The organism is Arthrobacter sp. yr096 (assembly GCF_900108925.1).
GTDB lineage: Bacteria > Actinomycetota > Actinomycetes > Actinomycetales > Micrococcaceae > Arthrobacter.
The window spans coordinates 181,471-205,824 of sequence record NZ_FNYI01000003.1; the positions used below are offsets into that span (position 1 = coordinate 181,471).

Consider the following 24,354-nt stretch of genomic DNA (forward strand, 5'->3'; position numbering starts at 1 on the left):
TTGGTGATGTTCGCCGTTTTTAGCTCGCTACCTCCAGTGGCCAGTGTTGTCCAGCCCGACGTAGTGGGATTGACCAAGGGTCTTTCCATGGCGGAAATCCCGGAGTGCACGTTCCGACTCCGGATCCGAATCGACTGGCCGCTGTTTCTTCCACTTCAACAGATAAAGAGCGATCGTCGCAACGATCAATAATCCTGCTGCAATGACTACACCGAGCAACTGCATGGCGCCCCCTTTTATGAATCAACTGTAGATGTCCCTCGCCGAATGGCCTAGGTACCTGAGCCATCACGGATACCCCACTGAATGGGTTACTGAGCACAAGGATGGCCTCCCTCATCGTAGGGTGATGAGAAGAGGCCATCCCAAGGAATTACACTTTTTCCTCTGCAGAACCGCCGGAGGCAGTTGGCCTGTTCTAGGTCAGGCAGATACCTCGGCATCGGTTTCGAGGTCCACTGCGGTCAGTTCCTCAGCCTCCGGCGCCGCTTTGGTGCTGGTGAGCAGTGCCCGGCGTGCAGATGCGACGTGATGACGCATGGTTGCACTGGCGGCTTCCGCGTTCCGGGTCTGGAGCGCCTAGAGAATGGCCCGGTGTTCGCTGAGCGCGTCCCGACGCGGGTGCTTCCGGGTCAGGCTCCGGTATTGCCGCATGACGAGCGCGTACAACAGCTGATCCACGAATCCGGACAGTGTGGGCTGTCGTGCCGAGTCGCGATCCAGCTTGTGGAAGCCGCGGTTCAGCCTTGAGTATTCCGCCTCTTGTCGGTCGTATTCGGCAGTGGCCATCTGCTCGCAGATCACGGCAAGTCCTAGAGCTCCTCATCGGTGGCCCGTTCAGCGGCCTTGGCTGCCAAAGCCGATTCGAGGATCTCGCGCGCCTCAAGAATTTCCACGGCTTCTTCGATGGTGAAAATTCGCGTCCGCACGCCACGGTGGGGTTCGCTGGTGAGGTAGCCCTCCTGGACCAGCCGGGCCGTGGCCGACCGGACGGTTCCTCGCGAGAGACATCCAGCAGGCCCGTCAATTCCGCCTCTGTGAGGCGAACGTTGGGTTGGAATCGTCCGGAGATGATGAGGCTGCGAAGATCCTCGTAGGCCTGGACGGTACGGGTGGAGGAGAGGTCGCCGGTGACCGATGTTAGCTCACTCATGTGCTGTGCCCCTTTCCGTGGTACACGTGGTGAATGTATCGTCACGCTCCCTCTGTACGCCCCCGAAATCCTTCACGGCGACGCGCAAGTGGTCAGTGCACTCTTCATCGCAGTGGGCGCAGGCGCCATCATCGGAGTGCTCGCCATCGCCGGGATCCTGCAAGCCACACCGGGCAGGCTGATTCTCGCCAGCCTCATCTTTGCCGCCCTATTGTTCGCGATCTCCCTTGCTCCAAACCTGATTCCGGCGCTCATCCTGCTGTTTCTACTGGGCGCCGCCGGCGTGGCCTACCGCGTTATCACCACCTCCATGGCACAACTTGAAGCAGATCCGATCATGCGTGGCCGCACCATGGGTTTTGTTCGTCATCACGATAGGCGGCACCTCACCCGTGAGCGCGCCCCTGTTGGGGTGGCTCTGCGAAGTGCTTGGTGTCAGGGCAACGCTCATGATCGGTGCCGCTGGTTGCGCGGTGATGTCGGTGGCGATCTGGGTCTACATGCGACGCCGGCCCAAGACGGCAGCTTCACCGCCACATGCCGCCAGCGAAGTCATCGACTCCGCGACCCACATCAGCAGGTGACAGCTCGACCCCGGCACTAGATGTGCCGGGGTCGTGTCCCTGTGAAGTGAAGCAACTGAACGTCGATCCCAAGTCCACTTCGTATAGTTCGGTCTATTTGTTCGAGAGGCTCGACAGCTCTTCGACGGCGCTGCCGATTGCTATGCCTCGGGCGCCGGCGGCCCTGAATTCCTCGGCGTTCTGCATGTTCATCCCGCCCGTTGCCACGAAGTTGATCGAGGGGAATGGCCCGCCCATTTGCTGGAGTTCGCGTCCGCTTTCGCCGGGCTCGCCTCCATCTCAACTGAGTTAGCCCCCCAAAAAAGTCTGAACTCCGCCGTGCTGAATCCCGATTCCTTGCATTGGGTCGCACGACGGGCTGAACATCGGGCTCTGTTGTGCACGGGGGTTTGCGAGGCAGGCACGACGGCGGGGTGTCGACCATTTATCCTGAGCGGTTGCCTACTCCTCGATTTCGCCGCCGAAGGTACGCAGGTGTTGCCGGAACGTTATGGTGGGGTCGCTGTTACGGGTGTCCTGGTATTCGGTGAGCCGGGCTTGGTTCCTGAAGGTTGTGCCCATGAGCATGCGGGCCGCTTGAGTTCGTTCCGTGTCGCGGATGGTTGTGGCTGTGTCGGCGATCTCTTGGGCGCGGTTGAGGGGGATGAAAAGGACGCCGTCGTCGTCTCCGAGTACGAAGTCATCGGGGGAGACGGTGTATGGACCGCTCTTTGCTGTGCTGAGCGCCGCGGGATCGCGGGGGTCCAGGCGTTGAGGCCCGACGGGGAGGGCCCCTTGGCTGAAGACGGGGAGGCGGATGGTCTTGAGTTCGGGGGTGTCGCGGTGCAATCCCCAGATGACGATGCCGGCCATACCGGCGCGGCTTGCTTCGAGGGTGACAAGGTCGCCGACACACGCCTCATCCTGCCTGCCTTCGTTGTCCACTACCAGGACATCGCCCGCCGAGGCTCGATCGATGGCCTCCAGGAAGACGTCTACGCTGCCGGTGTGGCGGGCGGGTGCGACGCGGCCCAGAAGGTGGGTTCCGGTCCAGAGCGGGGTGGTGCCGGTTGGTGCGCAGCGGACGTCGATTCCGAGGCGCATGCAGGCGTCGGCCACGTGCGGGGTGGTGAGGTCCAGATAGGTGCGGTGAAGCTGTTCCGGTTCCAAGGCTATGGTCTCCGCTTTCTCGTCATGGTGGGTGATTGTCCGTAGGGTTTAGGGGCTCCAGTGGAGGACTTGTTCGATGAGCAGGAACATTCCGATCAGGATCATCGCGGCCCCCGATATGCGGGTGACCCGACGGGCTGCGCTGGGTCGGGTCCTGAGCACGGCGCGTGCTCCGGTTCCCACGCAGATGTAGATGACTGCGCAACTGGCGACGTGGATCAGTCCAAGGACAATGATTTGGGCCCACATCGGCCAGTGGTTGTTGGTGTTGGTGAACTGGGGGAGGAGGGCCAGGAACAGGAGGAAGACCTTGGGGTTCAGGCCGCTGATCCCGGCGCCTTTGATGGCCTGGCGGGCCCAGCTGCCATCGATGCTTTCGCCGGCTTGGGGGACGGATGGGTTCCTGAGCATAGCCAGTCCAAGCCACACCAGGTACGCAGAACCGGCTACGGTGAGGACGCTTAACACCACGGGAGACCCTGCAAGCAGCGCCCCTACCCCCGCTGCCACAATCAGGGTGGCAGCGAGGTGCCCGGTGAGCAGTCCCGCAACGGCGGGAATGACGGTCCGGTGACGGAGGCCTGCTGAAATCGCGTAGGCCCAATCCGCTCCGGGTGTCACCACGAACAGGAAAGACACCGCCCAAAAAGCGGCCATGGTCCCTAGCGGCATCCGTACTCCTTTGGTGTAAAAATCCCGAGTGTCCGGGACCCACGAAGAAGCTTACGGAAGGAGGACTGGAATGTGCTTCCAAGTTCTTTGGCTCAATAGGCAAAAGCAGGGATAATCTTCCCTATGGACAAGGTTGACAGGAAGATTCTTGCTGAGCTGCAACTGGATGGGCGGCTGTCCCTGACGGATTTGGCTGAGCGTGTGGGTTTGAGCCTGTCGCCTTGCCACCGTAGATTGCGTGCCCTGGAAGACTCGCATGCCATCAGCGGATACCGTGCACAGCTGGATGCGGAGGCCCTGGGCCTGACGTTTGAAGCATTGGTGTTCGTGACCATGCGTGACGGGGACAGGGCCGCGGTGGCGGCCTTCGAAGAAGCTGCCGCTGAGATCCGCAACGTACTGAGGGCGCAGCGGCTCTTTGGGGACCCCGACTATTTGCTCCAAGTCGTCGCTAGAGACGTGCGGGAATTCCAGAGAATCTACGACGAGCAACTCTCAGCCCTGCCTGGCGTTCAGCGGTTGAGTTCTACTCTGATCATGAAGAATGTCGTGGATAACCGGCCGTTGCCACTGTGACACCCGGGAGGGCTCCTCAGTCCTCATGCCAAGTTGGCGCAAGCCCTAATGCTGAAGCTGCCCGCAGATGGCATCCAACAGCAGGGGAGGGGCGAGACTGAAATCAGCCAGCACATGCCTTTCATCCGACGCGAGTGGCTCCAAGGTACCGAGTTGCGAGTCGAGGAGGCTGCTCGGCATAAATTCGTGGTCGCGGGCGTTCATGCGGGCCAGAAGGGTTTCGCGGTCACCCGTGAGGTGGACGAATACGACGTCGGGCGCATGCTGCCGCAACAAGTCCCGATAGCTGCGCTTCAGCGCCGAACAGGCGATGATCAGGGGCTCTCCGGCGTCCTGTGACTGGCGTAGTGAGCGGCCGATTTCCTCAAGCCAAGGCCTCCGGTCATTGTCATCCAGTGGAATTCCTGCGCCCATTTTCGCCTTGTTGGCGGCAGGGTGAAGGTCATCGCCATCCTGGAAAGGCAGACCCAGGCGATCGCTCAGCAATGAGCCCATGGTCGATTTGCCACAGCCGGAGACTCCCATGACAACAAGCGGCGGGAGGGGTTCATGTCCCATGTGAGGGTCCTTTCGGGGTCTGCCGGGCTGACGTTACTGCCTTATGCAAGCGTGAGATTATCTTCACAAGTGAGAATAGTTTCGCAAATTGCTTCGATGCCGTCAAGGCTTCGAAAAAGCCTTGACGGTGCGCTTGATATGAGAAAAGATTCTCATATCTTTCGAAGTGCCGACCCCAAGACGAACCCACAAGGGAGCAAGACGTGTCCACGGAACAAGACATGGAAATCCACGCGCTGCCTGAATACTTCCTGGCGCACTACTACGCAGAACTGACGCCGGAGGAAGCGGAACCATACGTCGTTGGACGGCTTGAGGCCCGCGCAGCTGCCCACCTGAACGCCGTCAGGAGCGCGGGCCAGGAGGCGTGGATAGGCCTGCTGCCGGACGCGACGAGCACCGTGCTGGGTATCGTTTGCGACGACTCCCCTTTCGTAGTGGACTCTGTCCTGGCTGAGCTGACGCGACGCCGTTTGGGCATTCGACTCGTCGTGCATCCCCTGTTTACAGTGCTTCGGAACGCAGGCGGTGCAATCACGGACATCCACCCCGATTCAGCCAGGCCGGGGAGCCGGGCTGAATCGTGGATCGCCGTGGAACTGCGCGACCTCCTCTCCGGGGAAGAATCAGCCAGCCTGCTGGAATCCCTCCGGCGCGTCCTCGCAAATGTTAAAGCAGCCAGCGGTGACTGGGTTTCCATGCGCAACAAGCTGGGGGAGGTAGCCAACGGGCTCCCCAGCCACGACAAGACCCGCAACCTCCTGGACTGGCTCAGCAGCAATCATTTCGTCTTTATCGGCTACAGGGAGTACGCCTTGGAAAGAGGTGAATCGGAGGATCGCTTGGTGGCCATTGCGGGAACAGGGCTCGGTATCCTCCAGAACCCCGGCGTCGCTGCTACTGAGCTCCCGCGCGTCCTGACCGGCGCCGCCCGTGACTCGGCTCGGGAGCCGATTGCCGTCGTCGTCACCAAGGCCCGCTCCCGTTCTACGGTCCATCGCGACTCACACTTGGACTACATCGGCGTCAAGAAGTTCAACGTCGCGGGCGAGGTGACTGGCGAGCACCGCTTCCTCGGTCTCTTCACCTCCAGCGTCTACAACGGTCCTCTGGACAATATCCCCGTAGTTGCGGAAACCATCAGCGGGGTCATGACTCGCAGTGGCCTGAACCCGTCCAGCCATTCGGGGCGACAGCTCATGGCCATCCTGGAAACTTATCCACGCGACGAACTGTTCCAGATCGGCGTTGAGGAGCTGTTCAATATTGCGGGCAGCATTATGCGGATGCAAGAGCGCCGGCATTCACGAGTGTTCCTGCGCCGTGATAGTTACGGCAGGTTCGTGACGGTACTCGTCTACTTGCCGCGGGACCGATACAACACGTCGGTTCGCGTTCGGATTGAGCATGAACTGCGCGCAGCCTTCGGCGCCGTTGACGTCGAGCACGAGGCCCGCGTCAGTTCGTCGGCCCTGGCACGCATCTTCTTTACGGTGTGGACGTCCTCGGACGGCACAAACGGGATTGATGAAGCCGTGATCGCGGGACGGGTCAACAGGGCGGTGAGGTCATGGCCGGAAGGAGTCCGGGATGCCCTGAGGTCAAGTCGTTCCGCAGCCGAAGCGGAAGTCCTCGCCAAGCGATGGGGCGAGGCGTTCCCGCCGGAATACCAGGTCCGGTACAGCGTGGAAGCGGCCAGCCAGGACGTTGAACGGTTCCATGAACTCGGCACGGATGAAAGCACGACGGCGGCACGACTTTACGTTGATCCCGTCACTGACGCATCGACAGGCTCGCCTGGACGCATTCGCCTCTATCTTCGCCGTCCTGAGAGCCTCAGCCGCATCCTGCCGTACTTCGAGCATCTGGGTCTGGAGGTGCTGGAAGAACGTCCACACGAAATCGTTGATTCCGACGGCCTGGTTTTCTACCTGTATGACCTCCTGGTGGCCAGGCCCGCGGATGTTTATTCGTCCGAAGCGTGGGATCTGGTGCCGGGAACGTTCCGCGCCGTGCTGGGCGGGGAAACCGAATCGGATCAGCTCAACACCTTGGTCCTGCAGCAGGGATTCCAGTGGCGCACCGTGGCGTTGTTGCGCAGTTATGTGAAATACCTCCGGCAGCTCGGGACGTCGCATTCCTTTGAGTTTGTGGCTTCGACGTTGCAGTCGCACCCGGAGGCGGCGAAGTCGCTGGTTGGTTTCTTCGCCGCGAAGTTCGACCCCGATCATGTGGGCGACCGTGCTGACGCCGTGGTTGCCGCCCAAGCGACTGTCGCCGCAGCCATGGACAACGTGGCCACCCTGGATGCGGCGTTCGTACTTGAGGCGCTGGCCTCACTGGTCCAGTCGACGGTCCGCACCAACTTCTACCAGGGCAAAGCGCACATCAGTCTCAAATTCGATCCCACAAGTATCGCCACGCTGCCCAGCCCGCGACCGGCACATGAGATCTGGGTCTACTCCCCGCGAGTGGAAGGCGTCCACCTTCGTTTTGGGCTGAGGGCCCGCGGCGGACTGCGCTGGTCGGACCGGCAGGAGGATTTCCGCACCGAAGTCCTGGGGCTGGTCAAAGCGCAGTCGGTCAAGAACGCCGTGATTGTTCCGGACGGCGCCAAGGGCGGCTTCTACGCCAAGTTCGCGGCAGACAAGGGGGACCGTGCGGCGCAGTTGGCCGAGGGGCAGGAGTGCTACCGGACCTTCATCCGCGGCCTGCTCGACCTCACCGACAACATTCACTTCGTGGGCGGACAGACGCAGGTTGTCGCTCCGCCCCGCGTGGTGAGGTACGACGGCGACGATTCCTACCTTGTGGTGGCGGCGGACAAGGGGACGGCCTCCTTCTCGGACATTGCCAATGAGTTGGCAGGTAGTTATGGCTACTGGCTGGGAGATGCGTTCGCTTCAGGAGGCTCCATTGGATATGACCACAAGCGGATGGGCATCACGGCGCGCGGTGCGTGGGAATCGGCGAAGATTCACTTCAGCGAGCTGGGAATCGACCCCCGCGCCACGGACTTCACGGTTGCTGGTATCGGCGACATGAGCGGTGATGTCTTCGGCAATGGCATGCTGTTGTCGCGCCACGTGCAGTTGCTCGCTGCCTTCGACCACCGGCACATCTTCCTGGACCCGGATCCGGACGCGGCGTCGTCTTTCGCCGAACGTCAAAGGCTCTATGCGCTGCCGCGCTCCAGCTGGGCAGACTACAACCCCTCATTAATCAGCGACGGCGGCGGGGTGTGGCCGCGGACAGCCCGCGCCATTCCAATCCATCCGGCGGCCCGCGCTGCACTTGGCCTGGATCCGGCCATCAAATCAATGAGCCCGCCGGCCCTCCTGCAGGCAATCCTGAAAGCTCCGGTCGACCTGCTCTACAACGGCGGCATCGGAACCTACATCAAGTCCAGCACGGAAAGCCATGCCGACGCAGGGGACCGGGCCAACGACTCCATCCGGGTCAACAGTAGCCAACTCCGCGCCCGCGTGGTGGTGGAAGGCGGCAACCTTGGTCTCACCCAGGCGGGTCGCGTTGAAGCAGCGTTGTCAGGTGTTCTGATCAATACGGACGCAATCGACAACTCGGCGGGCGTGGACTGCTCCGACCACGAGGTCAATATCAAAATCCTGGTGGATCAGTCCATCAGGGCAGGGATACTTCCCGCTGCTGAGCGCACCGCATTCCTGGCAGGTCTCACGGACGAGATCGCAGAATTGGTGCTGACCGACAACGTAGCCCAGAACGTGCTGCTCCTGACCGACAGAAGGTTCCCGCCGGCGTCGTTCCCCAACTATGAACGGCTGATGCAGTTCCTTGAGGGGCGCGGTGAACTGGACCGCGAGCTGGAATTCCTGCCCAGCACGCGGACCTTGGAAGAACGGATCTCCCGTGGCAAGGGACTCACTTCGCCGGAATTGTCCGTCCTGGCCGCTTACGCCAAGAACACCTTGGCGAGCAGCATTCGGAGCGCTCCACTGCTCAAGGACCCTTTCCTCGCCAAGTTCCTGAAGGGATATTTCCCCAGCCCCGTCGTGGCCAAGCTGGGGCAGGGGGTTGAGCGTCATCCCCTGCGTGATGACATCATCGCCACAGTGCTCGCCAACGATGCCATCAACATTGGTGGCGTGACCTCGATCTTCAGACTCATGGAGGAAACGTCCGCGGACGAGGCATTGGCAGTCAAGTCGTTCGTCATCGCCAGTGAGCTCTTTGGCCTGAGCGATCTGTCCCTTGGGCTGGTGCATGCCTGCGCGGACCTGCCGGCCGAGAAGTGGAGCCGGATCTACCTGGACGTCAGGCGCGTCCTGGACCGGGCCATGCGCTGGTTCATCCAGTACGACCACCAACTGCCCATTGAGGATTGCCTGAAGCTGTACCGCCCGGTGGTGCAGAAGCTCCGGAGTCGCGTGCCGGAGATGCTTGTTGGATCGGACAGGAATGACGTCGCGGCTCTCCTGTCGTCGGCCCTTGAGTGGGGTTTGCCGGACGACGTGGCGCGTACGTGGGCGGAGCTTCGTGAGGCATTCACCCTGTTGGACATAGCCCGGGTGCAACAGCTGACCGGAAGACGCCTGGAGGACATAGCGCCTACCTATTTTGCGGTGCGGGACCGCTTCGGCATTGAATCCCTCCTGGCCAAGGTGGATGACCTGCCACGGTCCACCAAGTGGCAGGCCATGGCCCGGGCGTCGCTACGGGACGATGCGTCCGCCGTCGTGCCTGAACTGACGGTCGCCGTCCTGGGCCTCGGCGACGAAACGCCCGGCGCCGATCGCGTTGCCGCGTGGGAGCAACTGCACCACGCCCGTCTTGACGAATCGGAGCGGTTGGTTGACTCGGCGCCGTCGGGCAGCTTTGAGGCACTTTCTGCCTATCTGGGCACCCTAAGAAAGGCCGCCCAGGCGTGAAATGGGCGCTGAGCACAACGGATGGGCGGGACTGGCACGCCCGTGAGTTCAGTGAGCGTGACCCCTCCTGGCGCAAGAGCAGCCAGCGGGGGCTCGTGTGCCTGGGCTGCGGCTCGCCGGCGTTCTTCCGCGCTCCATCACGAAAGAAGACGCCGGCATTCGGGGCCAAGCACAAGGATGGCTGCGAGCTTCTGAAGGAAGCGTGGGGCGTCTTCAGATATCTCCAATGATGTTGAGATTACTTAATCAAATGAGAAACTTTTCTTGCTTTTATGTGAGCTGGACCATAGGCTTAAGGCAAGAACCAGAACAACGCCGGAGGCAAGTAATGTTGCGCATCGTTGGACAGCCAGAATCAGACCGTTCCGGTCGAAACCGACTCACGGCCGGCACGGGAAGCCATTGCCCGATCAGTGGAATGTGGGCCCCCGAGGGGGATGTAGGGAAAAGCATGCAGCTCCTGGAAGGCAGCATTATGCCCGCGCGCGGCGACTTGGCCGTCGACTGGCAACTGGTCCAAGGCCTTACCCGTCGTGACCTACATAGCTGAAGCGCGGCCGCGTCGCCGCGCAACGCCTGCCACGCCCCGTTTGAACCGCGTGGAATTGCGCCTTTCGGAGTCCCGGGTGACGCGGGCGCGCATCGATAGCCATGTACGTACACTGCTGAGCCAGCGGAATGAGGCAATTGCGGCTGCGTTGGCGGACAAAGTGTCCTTATCTGCGATTTCCACTGTGGTGGGGATCAGGGCGGCGGATGTAAAGCGGCTCGCTGGCGCCTACCAGGACCTGCACTTTTCGGGAGTTCGGCATGATTGGCACCTCACGCGGTTGTTCACGGTGGTCCGCCAACTGGATGCTGCGTTGGAAGACAAAGAGCAGACTGCGCAGAAACTCCGGTGCGACATCCTGGAGGGGCTGGAATCAGGCCGGATGGACATCTTCCGGATCGCAGCCCTGACTGCACTCCCGGCCGAGCGGATCCGTGAACTCATGCGGCCGGGGGCCGTTCAATAAAGCGCCGGACTAGGCGTGCTCGCGGTCCTCGCTCCAGCCTCTCAGTGCGCCCTTGAGGGCGGAGATGAGCCTGGCGGTGACGTGGTCCTTGGTCAGGCCGACAGTGTTGATGAGGTCCAAAATTTCGCGTGGATCAAAGAGGATGTTCCAGAGGAACATTGCTTCGTCTCCGATGGGCGGCAGCCCCAATTCCTCAACAGCCTCGCGCAGGGGTCGCTCCAAAGCATCCGCCTGAACCGTCAGGTAATAGGCGCCAGTACGGAGCCTGGCAAGGTATCCCTCGCCGGAACGGGTGTAGAGCATGGCTCCGCCATGACGGGTGACCAGGTCAACCCACTTGCGGCTGACCGCCGTCAACAGCTCGACGCCGGACATCTCCTGCTGCTTCAGGCTGTAGTCGCGCAGCTTCTCGCCGACGCCAAACCGGTATTCTGCCAGGATGTCCTCGACTGAAGCGAAATGCCGGTAGGCGGTGGCAGTTGAGATTTCCGCGTGCTTGGCAACATCGGTCATGCTGATGGTTCCGCGACGGGACGCGAAAAGCTGTCCTGCTGCCTTGACCAGTTGCCTGCGGTTGCGCTGTGTGTCACTACGCATTGATTGGGTGCCCTTTCGTCAACTCATAGCTTAGGTCCTGGAAGCCGACCAACCCGTGAGGGCGGCGGTGAAAGTCCTGACCAGTCGCGCGGACACTTGCTCCGCAGTGAGTTCCAGGCTCCCGATGAGATCGTAGATTTCCCGGGGGTCGAAGAAGCCGTTCCAAAGGAAAAGTGCTTCATCGCCCGGATGCTGGATTTCCAAGGCCCGGGAGGCCTCCTCCAAAGGACGTTCCAATGCTTCAGCTTGTACTGTCAGGTAGTAGGCGCCTGCCCTGACCCGCGCGAGGTAGCCTTCCGCTGAGCGCGTGTGGACCATGGATGCCCCGTGCTGGACCACCAAACGAACCCATTTGTGGCAGACAGCCTTCAACAGCTCCAGCCCTTCCGCCTCTGCAGCGCGGCTGAACTCCAAGAGCTCCCGGCCCACTTCAAAGCGGTAGGCGGCAAGCACGTCGTCAACAGAGGCGAAGTGGCGGTAGGCGGTAGCTGTCGAGATGCCGGCTTCAGCAGCGATTTCGGACATGGTAGCCGAATGGCCGGCTCCGAAGAGCCGGCCGGCCGCGTCCACCAAAAGCTTCCGGTTCCGCTGCATGTCGATGCGCAGCCCGGCCGGTGGGTCGAGAACAGTCATGGTGCCTACTTGAGTGCCGCAAGTCCCGTGGCGATGCGCTCGACGCCGAGCGAAATCGCCTCCGCACTGGCAGCGTAGGACAGACGCAGGTGATGCTCACCGTTCCGACCAAACTCGCTGCCCGGGCGCACTGCTACGCCGAACTCGCGCAGGTGCGTCACCATCTGCGCTGCCGGCATGTCGACGTAGTACTTCGGGAAGAGGTAGAACGCCCCTTCAGGGGAGCTGACCGTGAGTCCCGGAATCCTGCTGAGGCCCTCAAACATCAGTTCGCGGCGCACCGCGTAAGAAGCATGCATGCGCTCGATGTCGGGGCCGCAGGTTTTGAGCGCCGTCAGGGCAGCCAGCTGGACGGCGGTGTTCATTGAACCGTTGAAGGTGTTGTGGACGCGCGCGGCAGATGCGATGACATCCGAGGGGCCCCAGAGGTAGCCGACTCGCCAGCCCGTCATGGCATAGCTCTTGGAGAATGTCTGGCAGTAGATGGTCCTGCCCACCAGGCCCGGTATTTCCAAAGCGGAAGTAAAGGGTTCAGGCGTGTAAACGAGATCGCTGTAGGCCTCGTCGGACAGAACCAGGGTGTCCGTACCGGCCACCATGTCCGCCAACGCTTCCAGCTCCTGGCGGGAGTGGACGATGCCGGTGGGGTTGGAAGGGTTGCAGAAGACGAACATCTTGGCCCCTTCAAGTGCTGCGGCCAGGGCTTCAAGGTCCCAGTGAAGGTCCTCAGCCAGTGGAACAGGCACGACGGTTCCGCCGGCCATGCTGACCAAGTCCGCGTACAGGGAGTAGGTGGGGTCCGGGATGACCACCTTGTCTCCCGGGTTCACGATGCCGAGGATCGCGGCGGAAAGGCCTGCGGTTCCGCCCTGGGTGATCAGGACGTCGCTGGGGCTGGCCACTTCGCCGAGGAGCTGGCCGATACGGGCAGCCAGCTCCTCGCGAAGCACCAGCTCGCCGAGCAATGGCGAGTAATGGGTGTGCCCTTCTTCCAGGGCGCGGGCAGCTGCGGCGCGGACCTGTTCGGGGGTGTCGAAGTCCGGCTCGCCCATGGCCAGGGACACAAGGTCGCCTTTGGACTGGGGCTGCTGGACGCGCAAGGACGTGCGCTGGACCCGCAGCACGGCCTCGGAAGGCTGGAACGCTGCGATGGCGGTGGTTGGTTCAAGGGTCATGACAGTCCTGCTTCGAGTCGTCGGGAGGGTGGCGGCTTTGCCGGGTGTGTAGAGGTGCCGGGGTTTCACGGACGGGGGAGGTCTTCTGCGGGCGCGCCCGTCCAGCGGCTGATTTCGATGTCCCCGGAGGTGTCGCGTTGCACCGTAGGCGCAATGACGAGCTCTTGAACCACAGTGCGCTGCGGCAGCGTGGCCACGAGGTGGATGGCGCGGGCCACGTCCTCCGGCTGGACCATGGCGTCGCGCTCTTCAGTTTTGGGTGGACGGGCCCGGTTGTCGAGAATCGGAGTGGCTGTCTCGCCCGGAAGAATGGTGATGGCGCGCAGCCCTTCATTGCGGAAGGTGTTGTGCAGGTACGTCATGAAGTTGCGGACCGCTGCCTTGGCAGCGCCATAGGCGGCACCCCCCAGCAGGTTGGGATTGACTGCAGCCAAGGACGAAACTGTGATGATGGTGCCGGTGTTCCGGGCGAGCATGCCCGGGAGTACTGCCTGAGTGAGGAGGTAGACAGCGTTGAGGTTGACGTCCAGGACCTCGTTCCATTCTTCCTGGCTGATCCAGCGGACATTGAGGACCTTGCTGGCGCTGCCGGCGTTGTTGACCAGGATGTCTACCGGACCAGCGTTTTCGCTGACCCAGGCCACCAGGGTGTCAACGTCGTCCTTGGATGCGATGTCCGCAGCGCGGGCGTGGACGTTGCCGCCGTCGGCCTTGATTCCTGCGGCGACTTCTTCCAGGACCGACAGCCTGCGCCCCACAAGCACCACGTGCGCTCCTTCGGCTGCAAGCAGTTCCGCGGTGGAGCGGCCCATGCCCGTACCTGCGCCAGTGATAACGGCGACCTTGCCTTCAAGAAGTCCCATGATTTACGTTCCTCGGGTCTGGTTGGTTGTGAGATTCGAATCACATATGCGAAAAGTTTCTCATTTAGTCTACGTGAGCGTCAAGTGCCTCGGGCGTGAAGTGCTTCAGGCCGCTTCCTGCGCCGCGACCGGTCGCGAATGATGTGGCAGGTCGATGGCGCCGAAAAGGCTCTGCACTCGCGATTCCAAGAGGCTCAGCCGGCGCTGGGACTCGTGCTGGCTTTCGACAGCCTCTTCTTGGCCCACCCAGCGGAATCTCATGCGCTGGCCGGGCCGGGCTTGTCCCAACATGGGAAGCGAGGCCTTGGTGGCGAAGGCGACAATGGGATAGCCGGCGGTGAGGGTTCGGTAACGGCCCAAGATGATGAGTTCGTCTCCGTGCGGAATTTCGAAGGCGCCGATGGGCACACCGTGGGACACGATCTCACCGAGCCCTTCCGGATGCACTACCGGCCCATCAAGACGCAGCCCTACGTGGTTGGATTTCGCCGTCACCGTGTACTCCCGGGCGGCGAGCAACTCCCTGATTCCGTGTGCCGCATCAGTGTGGGGGCCTTCAACGATGTCGATGCTCCACACCGGGTGATCGAACGAAGGAACAGGTACTGGGAGGCGGAACAACGGCTGTGTCAGGTAAGGGTGCTCGAAGCCGGCGTAGGCCGTAACGAGGTCCAGGTGCTGCCCAACAGAGATCTGCTGGGGAAAGCCCATCCGTGCTTCGGGTGCGGCGCTGCCCATGAAGTGTTCGGTGACCAGCGTGCCGCTGATAGCGAGATAGTTGCGCATGCCGCCGTGGGCGTTGGCGATAACCACCCTTCCCTTGGCAGGGACGCACACAGGTTCCCACATCTGTACTTTGCTCCCGTTGACGGTGACATCGGCCGGCGCTCCGGTGACCGAGATCAAGAGGGGCCTGGCCGTGGTGAAGGAAAACCGGCCACCCATGATTTCGATGCCGGTGGCATTCCGGGGATTGCCCACCAGGATGTTGGCCACGGACGCGGAGTGCTGGTCTGCCGCCCCGCCACAGGGAACACCCAATGCCTCGGACTGTTCCCTGCCCAAATCCTGGAAGGTTGCCAGCCAGGCCGCTTCACGGATTTTGATGGTGACGCTTCGCTCGGACGCCGGCATCAGTGAACCTCCTTGGTGGTGTACGAATCGGTGCGCAGGAACCGTCCTTCGAGCCGTTTCCATTCACTTTCCGGGACCACCTTGAACTGCACGGTGTCGCCGAGCTTAAAGGAGGTGGGCGGGTCTTCCCGAATGTCGCAGATGGTCAGGGGAGTACGTCCGATGACTTTCCAGCCAGTGGGCCCCGGGAACGGCTGGATGATGGCGTTGGTGCCGGCCACCATTACGGATCCCGGGTCCACGTTGGTGCGGGGTTCCTTGCATCGGCTGACTTGTCCCGGGAACTCTACCCGCCCCATCATGGGGGCCATGGCCGAGGCCAGGAGGTTTATGGTCAGCTCGGAAGCTTCAAGATGCCGCAGGACGGCTTCCTTACTGATGCCTAGTTCTTCCGCCACGTCCCTGAGATCCGGGGCAAAGGCTTCGTTGATCACGATGGGGATGACGAAATGCTTTCCCGTTTGTGATGGGCCGGTGCCCTCGAAGCTCCTGCTTGCCGCGGCCAACCGGATGGTTTGTGCCAGCTGGCCGTGGCTGACGGCGAGGCAGTCAAATTCCACGAGGACGGAATCAATGCCGGCCACGACGTCGAGCAGGCCATGGGGACGGACCTCCAGCAGGATTTCGCGCAGCTTCCGGCTTCCCGTCTGGCGTTCCTCAACTGTCCCGGAGGCGATGCTGACCATCAATGCGGAGTCCCCGAACGGAACTGCTTTGATGTCTGGGATGGCCGATGCCGGAATCAGCTGTCCGGGAGCTGGGTACGTGCTCATGTGTCCTTGGGTGCTCGGTAGTAGGTGCGCGGCTGAATCAGACCGTTGCCAGGCGGGCTTTTTCGGCCAGGACTTCCTGCAGACCGGTGGCTTTGACGCCGGCCTTCTCCAGCGCGGCGCGGAGGGCGGTGCCGTTTTCCAGGACCTGCGGGTGGTCACCGTGCAGGAGGACGACGTCGGCGTCGTGGCCCAGCGGGACCACCTTGCCGGTGACGGCGCGAACCGTTCCTTCGGTGACAACCTGGACCACACGACGCCCGATCTCCTCAGGATCGTGGAGGAGAGCGCCCTCGGTATTGCGGGAAACAGGCATGCCGTCTTCGCCGTAGCCGCGGTCGGCCAAGAAGACGTAGCCCACTTCGAGCCCGCGCTTGCGGGATTCGTCGGCAAGTAGGCCGTTTTGGCAGATCACAATGTACGACGGGTCGTAAGCCTTGATGGCGTCCGTGATAGCGCGGGCGTGCTTCGCATCGGTCTGGGCGATGCTGCCCATCCGGCCGTGCGGGGCGACGTGGCTGATCTTGCCGCCGTGGATGCGGGCAAAGGCGTCCAGAGCGCCGATCTGGTAGAGGACATCCGTGCGGATTTCCTCTTCACTGGCCTCGATGAGGCGGCGTCCGAATCCCACCAGGTCCGGGTAGCCGGGGTGCGCGCCAAGTTCGATTCCGCGCTCGACGCAGGCCTTGACGGTGGTGTCCATAACGCGCGGGTCTCCGGCGTGGAAGCCGCAGGCGATGTTGGAGGCGGTGACCAGGCCCAGCAGGGCGTCGTCGTCTCCGATGGTGTAGTTGCCATAGCTTTCGCCGAGGTCTGCGACGACAGCGACTGAGTTGATGCCCAAGGTGACTCCCAATGGTTTCGTTGTGGTGCTTTATGGTCCAACGACGGCGGCCGGTCGGCAATGGCGGCAGGCCGCCGTCGTGCGTGTCTCGTTAGTGGGTGGCCAGCGGCTGTCCCTTGGTCTCCTTGAGGAAGAAGATGGAGACCAAAGTGATGACGGCCGTTCCGATCGCGGCGTAGGCCGGGACCATGCTGTTGCCGGTGCTCTTGATCAGCTCGGTCATCACCAGTGGAGCGCTGCCGCCAAAGATGATGGTGCTGATGCTGAAGCCAATGCTGTAGGCGCTGTAGCGGACAGTGGTGGGGAACATTTCGGTCAGGACGGTGTGGACCACGGCGGCGTGGCCGGAGAAAGCGATGGCCATGATGACGGTGGCCACGCAGGCCAGTGCCATGTTTCCGGTGGTGATCATGGCGAACATCGGGTAGGAAACCACGGCCATGAGCACTGCCGAAAGCATCAGGACGGGCTTGCGGCCGATGCGGTCGGACAAACGGGCCATGAGGGGGATGGCGATGATGATGGCAACCAGGCTGACGGCCGTGACCATGAGGGCCTGCAGCATGCTGAAGTTGTTGCCGCTGCCTAGCTGTGTTTTCAAATACGTGGGCATGTAGGCGAAGAGCAGGTAGTAGCCGGGACCGTTCACTGCGGGCAGGAAGATGGTCAGGGCGATGGCCTTGAGGTGGCGCTTGGAGGTGAACACGGCCCGCAAGGGGTTGTGCTCCACAACGTTGCGTTCACGCAGTGCCGCGAAGTGCGGGGTGTCTTCCATCTTGGAACGGATGTAGAAGCCAACGTAACCAAGCGGGAGGGCGAACAGGAACGGGATGCGCCAAGCCCAGGCTTCCATGGTGGCATCGCCCAGCGTGGTGATGAGCATGGCCGAGAAGCCGCTGCCGAAGAGGAGCGCGCAGAAGGAGCCCACCGCGATGAAGCTCATGGAGAAGTTGCGGTGCTTGTCGTGGGCGTACTCGCCGACGAAAGCCATGGCGCCTGCCACTTCACCGCCCGCCGAGAAACCCTGGAGGATGCGGAAGAGGATCAGCAGAGCCGGGGCAGCCCAGCCGATCACTGAGGACGACGGGATGAGGCCGATGCAAGCCGTGGCGCCGGAGATGAGGAGCAGGAGCACTGCAAGCAGGTTCTTGCGTCCCAGCTTGTCGCCGAGGTAACCGGCGATGACGCTGCCAAAGGGGCGGGCCAGGAAGCTCACCAGGAAGCCGACGTTGGTCAGCAGCAGCGAACCGAGGTCCTTGGAACCCATGATGTTGATGGCCAGATACGTGGTGAGCAGACCGTAGATTCCGTAGTCATACCATTCCACGAAGGAGCCCATGGTGCCGGCCAGGGTTGCCTTGCGCACCACCTTGCCGTCAGCGGTGACGACCTTGATTTGAGCGGTGTTCAGTGTCACTGATTCCGTCGATGTGTTAGTCATTGCGGGTTCTCTCAGTCTAAGCGGGGTCCCGTTGGGGGAGTAGGGGAGGACTAGCTGTATTCGCGGGTGATCTCGGCTGTCATTTCTGCCTCGTGGACTGCAACTGCTCTGACGAGTTCGAGGATTTCGGCAGCGCGGGCCTGGGGGATGACGACGACTCCGTCATCGTCGGCGGCGACGATGTCACCGGGGGAGCAAACAATGCCGCCGATGGCGACGGGTTCGCCGATCACGCCGGGGCCGTTCTTAAAGGGTCCTGCGGGGGTGGTGCCACGGGCGAAGACGGGGAACTTGATCTCGGTAATGGTGGCGCGGTCACGGATGTAGCCGTCGATGACGGCGCCCGTTGCGCCAGCGGCCTCAAACCGTTGGGAGAGCTGTTCGCCGACCAATGCGCGGTGTTCGTGGCCGAAGCCGTTGATCACGAGGATGTCGCCGGGCTCAATGTAGTTAAGGGACTCGATGACGGCGGCGTTGTCGCCTGCCGCGCCCAAAACCGTCAGGGCGGAGCCCACGCACTTGGCCCCGGCCCAGACCGGATTGATGTTTCCGTCCACCAGGCCGAGGCGTTCCATGGCATCGCCGATGTTGGCTACCGGGAATTCCTCAAATGCGCGGACCAGTTCCCGCGGCGGCCGGGTCCACTGTGCCTTGCGGACTGTGAGCTCGAGGGTCGTTGCCATGTCTTCCACCTTTGGTTGGTCCGGGTTCCGGATGAGTTGGACGCCTTGAGACGTCAATCACATATGAGAAAAGTTTCGCGTTTTTTCATCACCGCGTCAAGGCCCTTCTGTTTCCAGTGTGTAAAACATCGGCGTGGCGGGGGTCACCTGTGGGCGAACTCACAAAAAACCGTTGACTTCCTCCGCCCAATTAGAGAAACTCTTCTCATTCGCGAAAGTTATCGCAGATCAAATTCCTTTCGTTTCCCCGCCAGATGCGCTCGCATCCGCAATGGCCAGGCACTCGAAGGCGACCAGGAGGCTCATCCCTATGCAAGGACGTTCCACTTTCATGGCAGCGGCGGCGACCGTTACCGCCGCCGCGTTCCTTTTGACCGGTTGCACCACGGGCGGTCAGGCTTCCTCCGGCGGCACCGGCGGAGCAATGTCCACCGACACCATCAGGACGGCCCTCAACGCCGACCCCACCACCTTCAATGCAGCCAAGGCCAACGCGAAGGACGATTACGAGGTAGCGCGATTCCTGTTCGACACTGTGGTTCGCCGGGACGCCGACGGGAAGTTCATTGGCGGCTTGGCCACCGATTGGAAGTCCACCGCCTCTGAAGCCACGCTGACCATCCGCAAGGATGCCACCTGTGCGGACGGCACAGCCATCACCCCCAGTATCGTGGCCAAGTCACTGAGCTACTTCGCCGATCCAGCCACCAAAAACAACTTCGGCAAGCTAGTCTTCGGTCCCGGCCAGCCCACCATTACCGGTGATGACGCCGCTGGCACCGTGGATATCAAGCTTGCGCAGCCGTGGTCCGAACTCATCGGCGGATTGACCTTGGCGCAGACCGGCATCATCTGCCCGGCAGGACTCGCTGATCTGGAGGGCCTGGCCAAAGGCAGCGTCAAAGGAGCCTTCTCCGGCCCGTACACACTGACGAAGTCCAGTCACGGAGTCAGTTACGACATGACCTTGCGTGAGGACTACAAGGCCTGGCCCCAGTGGTCCAAACCGTTGGAGGGAACTCCAGCCAAGACCGTTCGGTTCTTCCCCGGCGTCAATAAGACAACGGTGGCCAACCAGCTCCTGACAGGCGAGATGGACGTCTCTGACATCGCGCCCGCGGACGTCCAGCGCTTCGAAAGCAACGAGGACTATGCCGTCACCACAGTCCCGTTTGCCGGCATCTTCCTGCTCTTCAACCAGCGCGAAGGCAGCCCCTTCACGGATCCCGCACTGCGTAAGGGCGTGGCACAGCTGATGAACCAGCAGGCCTTCAACTCCGCTGCTTACGCAGGCAAGGGCATTACCTACAACTCGATCGTCGCCCCTACCGTTCCGTGTGCGCTCCCGGATAACTCAAGCCTGACCCCGGAGGACGCAGCAGCAGCCAAGGCTGTTCTCGCAGGCAAGACGTTCAAGATGGTTGGCACCACAAGCATCGGCCCGAACGGTGCAGGCAGCACCTACGTCCAGGAAGCCCTCCGTGCTGCAGGGGCCACGGTGGAACTCCAGCTCGTGGACAACGGAGCGTGGGCCACCATGACCCAGACCAAGCCCGAAACCTGGGACCTTACCGTCCAAGGTGACGCCAACTTCGTCGGTACCGTGGCAGCATCGCTGACCCGCATCGCCGGCGTCCCCACCGAAAAGGGCGGCCGCAATATTGGCGGCGGGGAGAACGCGGACATTCTCGCGGACATCGCCACGGCCCAGTCCGCCACCGACGAATCGGCCCGTTGCGACGCATACACCAAAGCGCAGAAGAGCATCCTGAGCGACAACGACGTCGTTCCGTTCGTCGGCGAGCCGCAGATCGTCGCGCAGCGCTCCGGGTTCTCCATCCAGGCGCCGTCGGGGATTGTCGACTACGCCACCATGCGCATCACCAAGTAAGCAGAGGTTTCACGATGACTGAACCAACCATGCTCTCCAAGGAAGTACAGATCCTTGAGAGCACAGCCCCGGGGGCCACCAAGCGCCCCCGGGGCGGTGCCCTGAGTCTTTCCCCGTGGGCCGACTACGCTTTTCGCCGCGCCGGCGGTGTCCTCATCTCCGTCGTCCTGCTCGTCGTCGTGACCTTCTTCATGGTTCCGCTCATCCCGGGCGACCCTGCCGTTGCAGTGGCCGGAGCGGACGCCACGACGGAACAAATCGAGGCCATCCGCAACAGCCTGGGCCTGAATGATCCCCTCTATGTGCAGTTCATCAGCTACGTGGGCGGTCTCTTCACCGGAGATCTGGGGGAGTCCTTTGCCTACAGCACCTCGGTATCGCAGATCATCGCCACCAAGCTTCCCTTCACCGCGGAACTCGCCGTCCTCGGCATCATCCTGGTGCTCCTTGTCTCTGTTCCTGCGGGCATGCTCGTGGGCATCCTGACCCGTGGAGGCCGTAAGAAGTGGCTCGACGTGTCCTTCGGCATGCTGACCGGATTCTTCCAGGCAGTTCCGCAGTATGTGGTTTCCACCATGCTGGTGGTGGTCTTTGCGATCATTCTCAAAGTCCTCCCGGCAGCTGGTGCGGCTTCCTTGAGTGCCCTCATCCTTCCCGTAATCGGGCTGTCGATTGCTCCCATCTGCTCCATTGCCCGCGTAGTACGCCGCGAGACGTCAACTGTGTTGGAGCAGGACTACTTGAGGACTGCCCGCGGGTGGCGGTTGCCATCGGTGCGCCTTTACGCCCGGCACGCCTTGCCCAATCTGCTGACGACGGCCCTCACCCTGGCCGGGCTCATCTTGGCCGGCATGCTCGGTGGCGCAATCATCGTGGAGAACGTCTTCAACTGGCCGGGGCTGGGCCGCGAAATCGTCACAGCAATCGTGAACAAGGACTACCCCGTCATTCAGGGGATCATCCTGGTCCTTGGGTTCCTGGCCATCGTGCTGAACCTCTTGGTCGACGTCATCCTCGGCCTCATCGACCCCCGTACGCTCGGAGGAAAGTCCAATGGCTGAGATAGCCCGTCCACGCCGTAGGTTCCGCTGGACCACCGGCCTCATTGTCGGCATCGTGATGATGTCCATCATGGTCCTCACCGCCATCCTCGCGCCGATGTTCCTCACAGAAGCTGCGGAAAAACTCACCCCGCAGGCCTCGCAAGGACCAAGTCCCGAGCACTGGCTCGGAACCGACGATTTCGGCCGCGACGTCCTGGCCAGGTCCTTGGTCGCCACCCGCCTGACACTCCTCATGACGGCGGCGACCACGGCAATTGCCGTCGTCGCAGGCATCGCAATCGGCACCGCCGTATGGCTGGCACCGCGTCGGATCCGCGCCGCCGTGCTCCGTGTCATCGAAGCTGCCGTCGCCTACCCGAGTCTCATCTTCTCGTTGCTGATCGCCGCCATCCTCGGCCAGGGCACTTGGTCTGCGGTGCTGGCCATCTCCATCGCCAGCATTCCGGCCTTCGCCCGGCTCACTGCCAACATGGCGGCCTCGATCTCGCAGCGAAACTACGTGTCAACAGCCCGATTGCTTGGCGTCTCCGGACCCCACATCATCACTCGGCACCTGCTGCCGAATATGGCAGAGCCGCTCTTGGTACTGACCGCCACGGTCTTCGCCACCACGTTGATTGACCTGTCCAGCCTGTCCTTCATCGGACTCGGCGTGCAGAACCCTGAGTATGACTTCGGCCGCCTCTTGAACGAGGGGCTCGTCAACATCTATTCCCAGCCGCTTCAGGCCGTGATGCCTTCGATCATGATCACCATCACGGGTCTTAGCGCCATGCTGATCGGTGACGGCCTCGCAGCTGCCACCGATCCCCGCGGTGGGCGAAAGTTCGGCAGCCTCCGCAAGGCATCCGAAGTGCCCGCTTCGTTGCGCGCTGATGCCGAAGCGCTGGTGGAGGTGGACAACCTGACCGTCACCACGCCGTCGGGACTTCCGTTGGTCAAGGGCGTGTCCCTAAGCATCCACGCCGGGGAAGTGGTGGGTCTGGTGGGAGAGTCCGGTTCCGGGAAGTCGCTCACCGCCATGTCCATCGCCGGGCTGCTGCCGGAGGAACTCGGCGTCAGTGCCAAGACAATGCGCCTCGGCGAGCTCAACCTGCTGAAAAAGAACAACCCACGCGAGCTCGCCACGTCGATTGGCCTTGTGTATCAAGACCCGGGAACCAGCTTCAATCCGGCCCTGCGCATTGGATCGCAGCTAACCGAAGTGAGCCGGGTACATCTCGGCCAGTCGAGGGGCACAGCGTTCGGACGGATGATCAAGGCTCTAGCGGACATTCGGATCACCCAACCGGAGAAGCGCATGAAGCAACACCCCCACGAACTCTCCGGCGGGATGCTGCAACGAGCCATGATCGCGTCGACCCTGGTCACGGACCCTCGCCTGATCATCGCCGATGAGCCCACCACAGCCCTCGACGTGACAGTCCAAGCCGATGTGCTCAGGCAGTTCCGCACCATCAACCGCGAAATGGGCACAGCCATGCTGTTCATCTCCCACGACATCGGTGTGGTGCAGGCGCTATGCGACAAGGTCATCGTGATGAACGGCGGCAAGATCCTCGAGCGGCTCACAGGCGAAGAACTCGCCGCCGGCAAGGTGAAGCACCCGTACACCAAAGCACTTCTTGCCGCGACACCATCCATCGCTGAACGTAAGGCCGAGCTCGTCACCATTTCAGCCAAGGACTTCGCCCTGGATGAAGTTTTCGACGACGACCCCGCTACGGGCGGCCACGTCACCACCAGCCGGACTGTCGAGGAGACCGCCAAATGAGCGCTGTTACAACTCAGAATCAGCCGGTTCTGGAACTGAAGGACGTCAAGGTCACGTTCGGTTCCGGACGTTCCGCCGCCACTGTCCTCAAAGGCGTGAACGCCAGTATCCAATCAGGCAAGACGCTGGGCATCGTGGGGGAATCGGGCTCGGGAAAGTCCACTATGGCCAAAGCGATTGTGGGCCTGGTGAAGCCGAGTGATGGAGTGATCTCTTTCTCCGGCCGCGACGTGACCAAAATGTCCGGAGTCGAGCGACGCCGCATGAGGCGGGCCGTGCAGATGGTTCCCCAAGATCCGTATTCCTCGCTCAACCCCCGGCGGACCATTGGGCAAACCCTCGCGGAGGCAATCGATCCCCTCCGGGCCAACCCCAAGGAACACAGCGAGAAGATCTCCTACTGGCTCTCAACCATCCGCCTGGATCCCGAAGTGGCCGAACGCTATCCACACGAGTTTTCCGGCGGTCAGCGCCAACGCATCGCTATTGCCCGTGCTTTGGCTGTGCAGCCGAAACTGATCATCGCGGACGAGATCACCTCCGCTTTGGATCTCTCGGTACAAGCTGAGATCTTGAACCTCATTGGCAGGCTCCGTAAGGAACTGGACCTCACCATGGCCTTCATCTCGCACGACCTGGACGTTGTGCACCACGTCAGCGACGAAATACTGGTCCTGTTCCACGGCGAAGTGGTGGAGCAAGGCGATGTTGATTCGGTGTACGGGAACCCCCAGCATCCCTACACACGCCGGCTGATTGATTCAGTTCCGGGTGGGCCGGGATTCGATATTGGCGAACGCAGGGTTGCAGTCGGTGGACTGAGGGTCTGAAGCGCCACGGTGCCCCCACCTTTTAGGTGGGGGCACCGGT

The 24,354-nt window shown here is 62.1% G+C and carries 23 protein-coding genes; 8 read left to right on the forward strand and 15 right to left on the reverse strand.

What is annotated here, in order from left to right:
• Positions 1-27 precede the first annotated feature (27 nt).
• Positions 28-225, reverse strand: coding sequence for a hypothetical protein (locus BMY91_RS08790; protein ID WP_090820987.1), 198 nt, complete (start codon positions 223-225; stop codon positions 28-30).
• Between the two features lie 354 nt (positions 226-579).
• Entirely contained in the window at positions 580-804 is a 225-nt protein-coding gene (locus BMY91_RS23300) for an FCD domain-containing protein (protein ID WP_218143833.1), read from the reverse strand.
• 326 nt (positions 805-1,130) lie between these two features.
• Here BMY91_RS23300 and BMY91_RS08800 point away from each other — a divergent pair, with 326 nt between their 5' ends.
• On the forward strand, positions 1,131-1,757 hold the full coding sequence (locus BMY91_RS08800; RefSeq protein ID WP_143054057.1) for an MFS transporter: 627 nt from the start codon (positions 1,131-1,133) through the stop codon (positions 1,755-1,757).
• Between the two features lie 73 nt (positions 1,758-1,830).
• Here the strand turns inward: BMY91_RS08800 and BMY91_RS22930 are convergent, their stop codons facing one another.
• From BMY91_RS22930 to BMY91_RS08810, 3 genes are all read right to left on the reverse strand, one after another.
• Positions 1,831-1,974, reverse strand: coding sequence for a thiamine phosphate synthase (locus tag BMY91_RS22930; protein ID WP_143054058.1), 144 nt, complete (start codon positions 1,972-1,974; stop codon positions 1,831-1,833).
• 204 nt (positions 1,975-2,178) lie between these two features.
• Positions 2,179-2,886: an RraA family protein gene (locus BMY91_RS08805; RefSeq protein WP_090820991.1), complete on the reverse strand. Its 708-nt coding sequence runs from the start codon at positions 2,884-2,886 to the stop codon at positions 2,179-2,181.
• Positions 2,887-2,934: 48 nt separating this feature from the next.
• Positions 2,935-3,558, reverse strand: coding sequence for a LysE family translocator (locus BMY91_RS08810; RefSeq protein WP_090820993.1), 624 nt, complete (start codon positions 3,556-3,558; stop codon positions 2,935-2,937).
• A gap of 123 nt (positions 3,559-3,681) precedes the next feature.
• On the opposite strand from BMY91_RS08810, the gene BMY91_RS08815 reads away from it, so the two are divergent.
• Entirely contained in the window at positions 3,682-4,134 is a 453-nt protein-coding gene (locus tag BMY91_RS08815; protein WP_090820995.1) for an Lrp/AsnC family transcriptional regulator, read from the forward strand.
• Positions 4,135-4,179: 45 nt separating this feature from the next.
• On the opposite strand, the gene BMY91_RS08820 is transcribed toward BMY91_RS08815, so the two are convergent.
• Positions 4,180-4,692 (reverse strand): gluconokinase, encoded by a 513-nt coding sequence (locus BMY91_RS08820; protein ID WP_090820997.1) that lies wholly within the window; start codon positions 4,690-4,692, stop codon positions 4,180-4,182.
• A gap of 203 nt (positions 4,693-4,895) precedes the next feature.
• On the opposite strand from BMY91_RS08820, the gene BMY91_RS08825 reads away from it, so the two are divergent.
• Together BMY91_RS08825 and BMY91_RS08835 are read left to right on the forward strand one after the other, a co-directional pair.
• Entirely contained in the window at positions 4,896-9,599 is a 4,704-nt protein-coding gene (locus BMY91_RS08825) for an NAD-glutamate dehydrogenase (RefSeq protein ID WP_090820998.1), read from the forward strand.
• A 533-nt stretch (positions 9,600-10,132) separates the two neighbouring features.
• Entirely contained in the window at positions 10,133-10,615 is a 483-nt protein-coding gene (locus BMY91_RS08835) for a hypothetical protein (protein WP_143054059.1), read from the forward strand.
• Positions 10,616-10,624: 9 nt separating this feature from the next.
• On the opposite strand, the gene BMY91_RS08840 is transcribed toward BMY91_RS08835, so the two are convergent.
• The 9 genes from BMY91_RS08840 to BMY91_RS08880 all read right to left on the reverse strand — a co-directional run bounded on the left by BMY91_RS08840 (position 10,625) and on the right by BMY91_RS08880 (position 18,755).
• On the reverse strand, positions 10,625-11,212 hold the full coding sequence (locus tag BMY91_RS08840; protein ID WP_090821004.1) for a TetR/AcrR family transcriptional regulator: 588 nt from the start codon (positions 11,210-11,212) through the stop codon (positions 10,625-10,627).
• A gap of 30 nt (positions 11,213-11,242) precedes the next feature.
• The gene (locus tag BMY91_RS08845; RefSeq protein WP_090821006.1) at positions 11,243-11,845 is read right to left on the reverse strand and encodes a TetR/AcrR family transcriptional regulator; all 603 of its coding nucleotides are present in this window, start codon (positions 11,843-11,845) and stop codon (positions 11,243-11,245) included.
• Between the two features lie 5 nt (positions 11,846-11,850).
• The gene (locus tag BMY91_RS08850; protein WP_090821008.1) at positions 11,851-13,020 is read right to left on the reverse strand and encodes a pyridoxal phosphate-dependent aminotransferase; all 1,170 of its coding nucleotides are present in this window, start codon (positions 13,018-13,020) and stop codon (positions 11,851-11,853) included.
• A gap of 65 nt (positions 13,021-13,085) precedes the next feature.
• Positions 13,086-13,883: an SDR family oxidoreductase gene (locus tag BMY91_RS08855; protein WP_090821010.1), complete on the reverse strand. Its 798-nt coding sequence runs from the start codon at positions 13,881-13,883 to the stop codon at positions 13,086-13,088.
• A gap of 105 nt (positions 13,884-13,988) precedes the next feature.
• Positions 13,989-15,017, reverse strand: coding sequence for a 5-oxoprolinase subunit C family protein (locus BMY91_RS08860; protein WP_090821012.1), 1,029 nt, complete (start codon positions 15,015-15,017; stop codon positions 13,989-13,991).
• Positions 15,017-15,790 (reverse strand): 5-oxoprolinase subunit B family protein, encoded by a 774-nt coding sequence (locus BMY91_RS08865; protein WP_090821014.1) that lies wholly within the window; start codon positions 15,788-15,790, stop codon positions 15,017-15,019. Before BMY91_RS08865 ends, BMY91_RS08860 begins: the two co-directional genes overlap by 1 nt.
• Before the next feature lie 37 nt (positions 15,791-15,827).
• Entirely contained in the window at positions 15,828-16,631 is an 804-nt protein-coding gene (locus BMY91_RS08870) for a LamB/YcsF family protein (RefSeq protein WP_090821016.1), read from the reverse strand.
• Positions 16,632-16,722: 91 nt separating this feature from the next.
• Complete coding sequence (locus tag BMY91_RS08875) at positions 16,723-18,072, reverse strand: MFS transporter (RefSeq protein ID WP_090821017.1); 1,350 nt, start codon at positions 18,070-18,072, stop codon at positions 16,723-16,725.
• A gap of 50 nt (positions 18,073-18,122) precedes the next feature.
• The gene (locus BMY91_RS08880) at positions 18,123-18,755 is read right to left on the reverse strand and encodes an RraA family protein (RefSeq protein WP_090821019.1); all 633 of its coding nucleotides are present in this window, start codon (positions 18,753-18,755) and stop codon (positions 18,123-18,125) included.
• A gap of 331 nt (positions 18,756-19,086) precedes the next feature.
• On the opposite strand from BMY91_RS08880, the gene BMY91_RS08885 reads away from it, so the two are divergent.
• Genes BMY91_RS08885 through BMY91_RS08900 form a run of 4 tightly spaced genes read left to right on the forward strand, consistent with a single transcriptional unit; the run spans position 19,087 to position 24,314 of the window.
• Positions 19,087-20,646 carry an ABC transporter substrate-binding protein gene (locus tag BMY91_RS08885; RefSeq protein WP_177179883.1) on the forward strand — a complete coding sequence of 520 codons (1,560 nt, stop codon included), beginning with the start codon at positions 19,087-19,089 and terminating at the stop codon, positions 20,644-20,646.
• Positions 20,647-20,660: 14 nt separating this feature from the next.
• On the forward strand, positions 20,661-21,707 hold the full coding sequence (locus BMY91_RS08890) for an ABC transporter permease (RefSeq protein ID WP_256212660.1): 1,047 nt from the start codon (positions 20,661-20,663) through the stop codon (positions 21,705-21,707).
• Entirely contained in the window at positions 21,700-23,484 is a 1,785-nt protein-coding gene (locus tag BMY91_RS08895; protein ID WP_090821025.1) for a dipeptide/oligopeptide/nickel ABC transporter permease/ATP-binding protein, read from the forward strand. The genes BMY91_RS08890 and BMY91_RS08895 overlap by 8 nt, the downstream gene beginning before the upstream one ends.
• The gene (locus BMY91_RS08900; protein WP_090821027.1) at positions 23,481-24,314 is read left to right on the forward strand and encodes an ABC transporter ATP-binding protein; all 834 of its coding nucleotides are present in this window, start codon (positions 23,481-23,483) and stop codon (positions 24,312-24,314) included. Before BMY91_RS08895 ends, BMY91_RS08900 begins: the two co-directional genes overlap by 4 nt.
• Positions 24,315-24,354 lie beyond the last annotated feature (40 nt).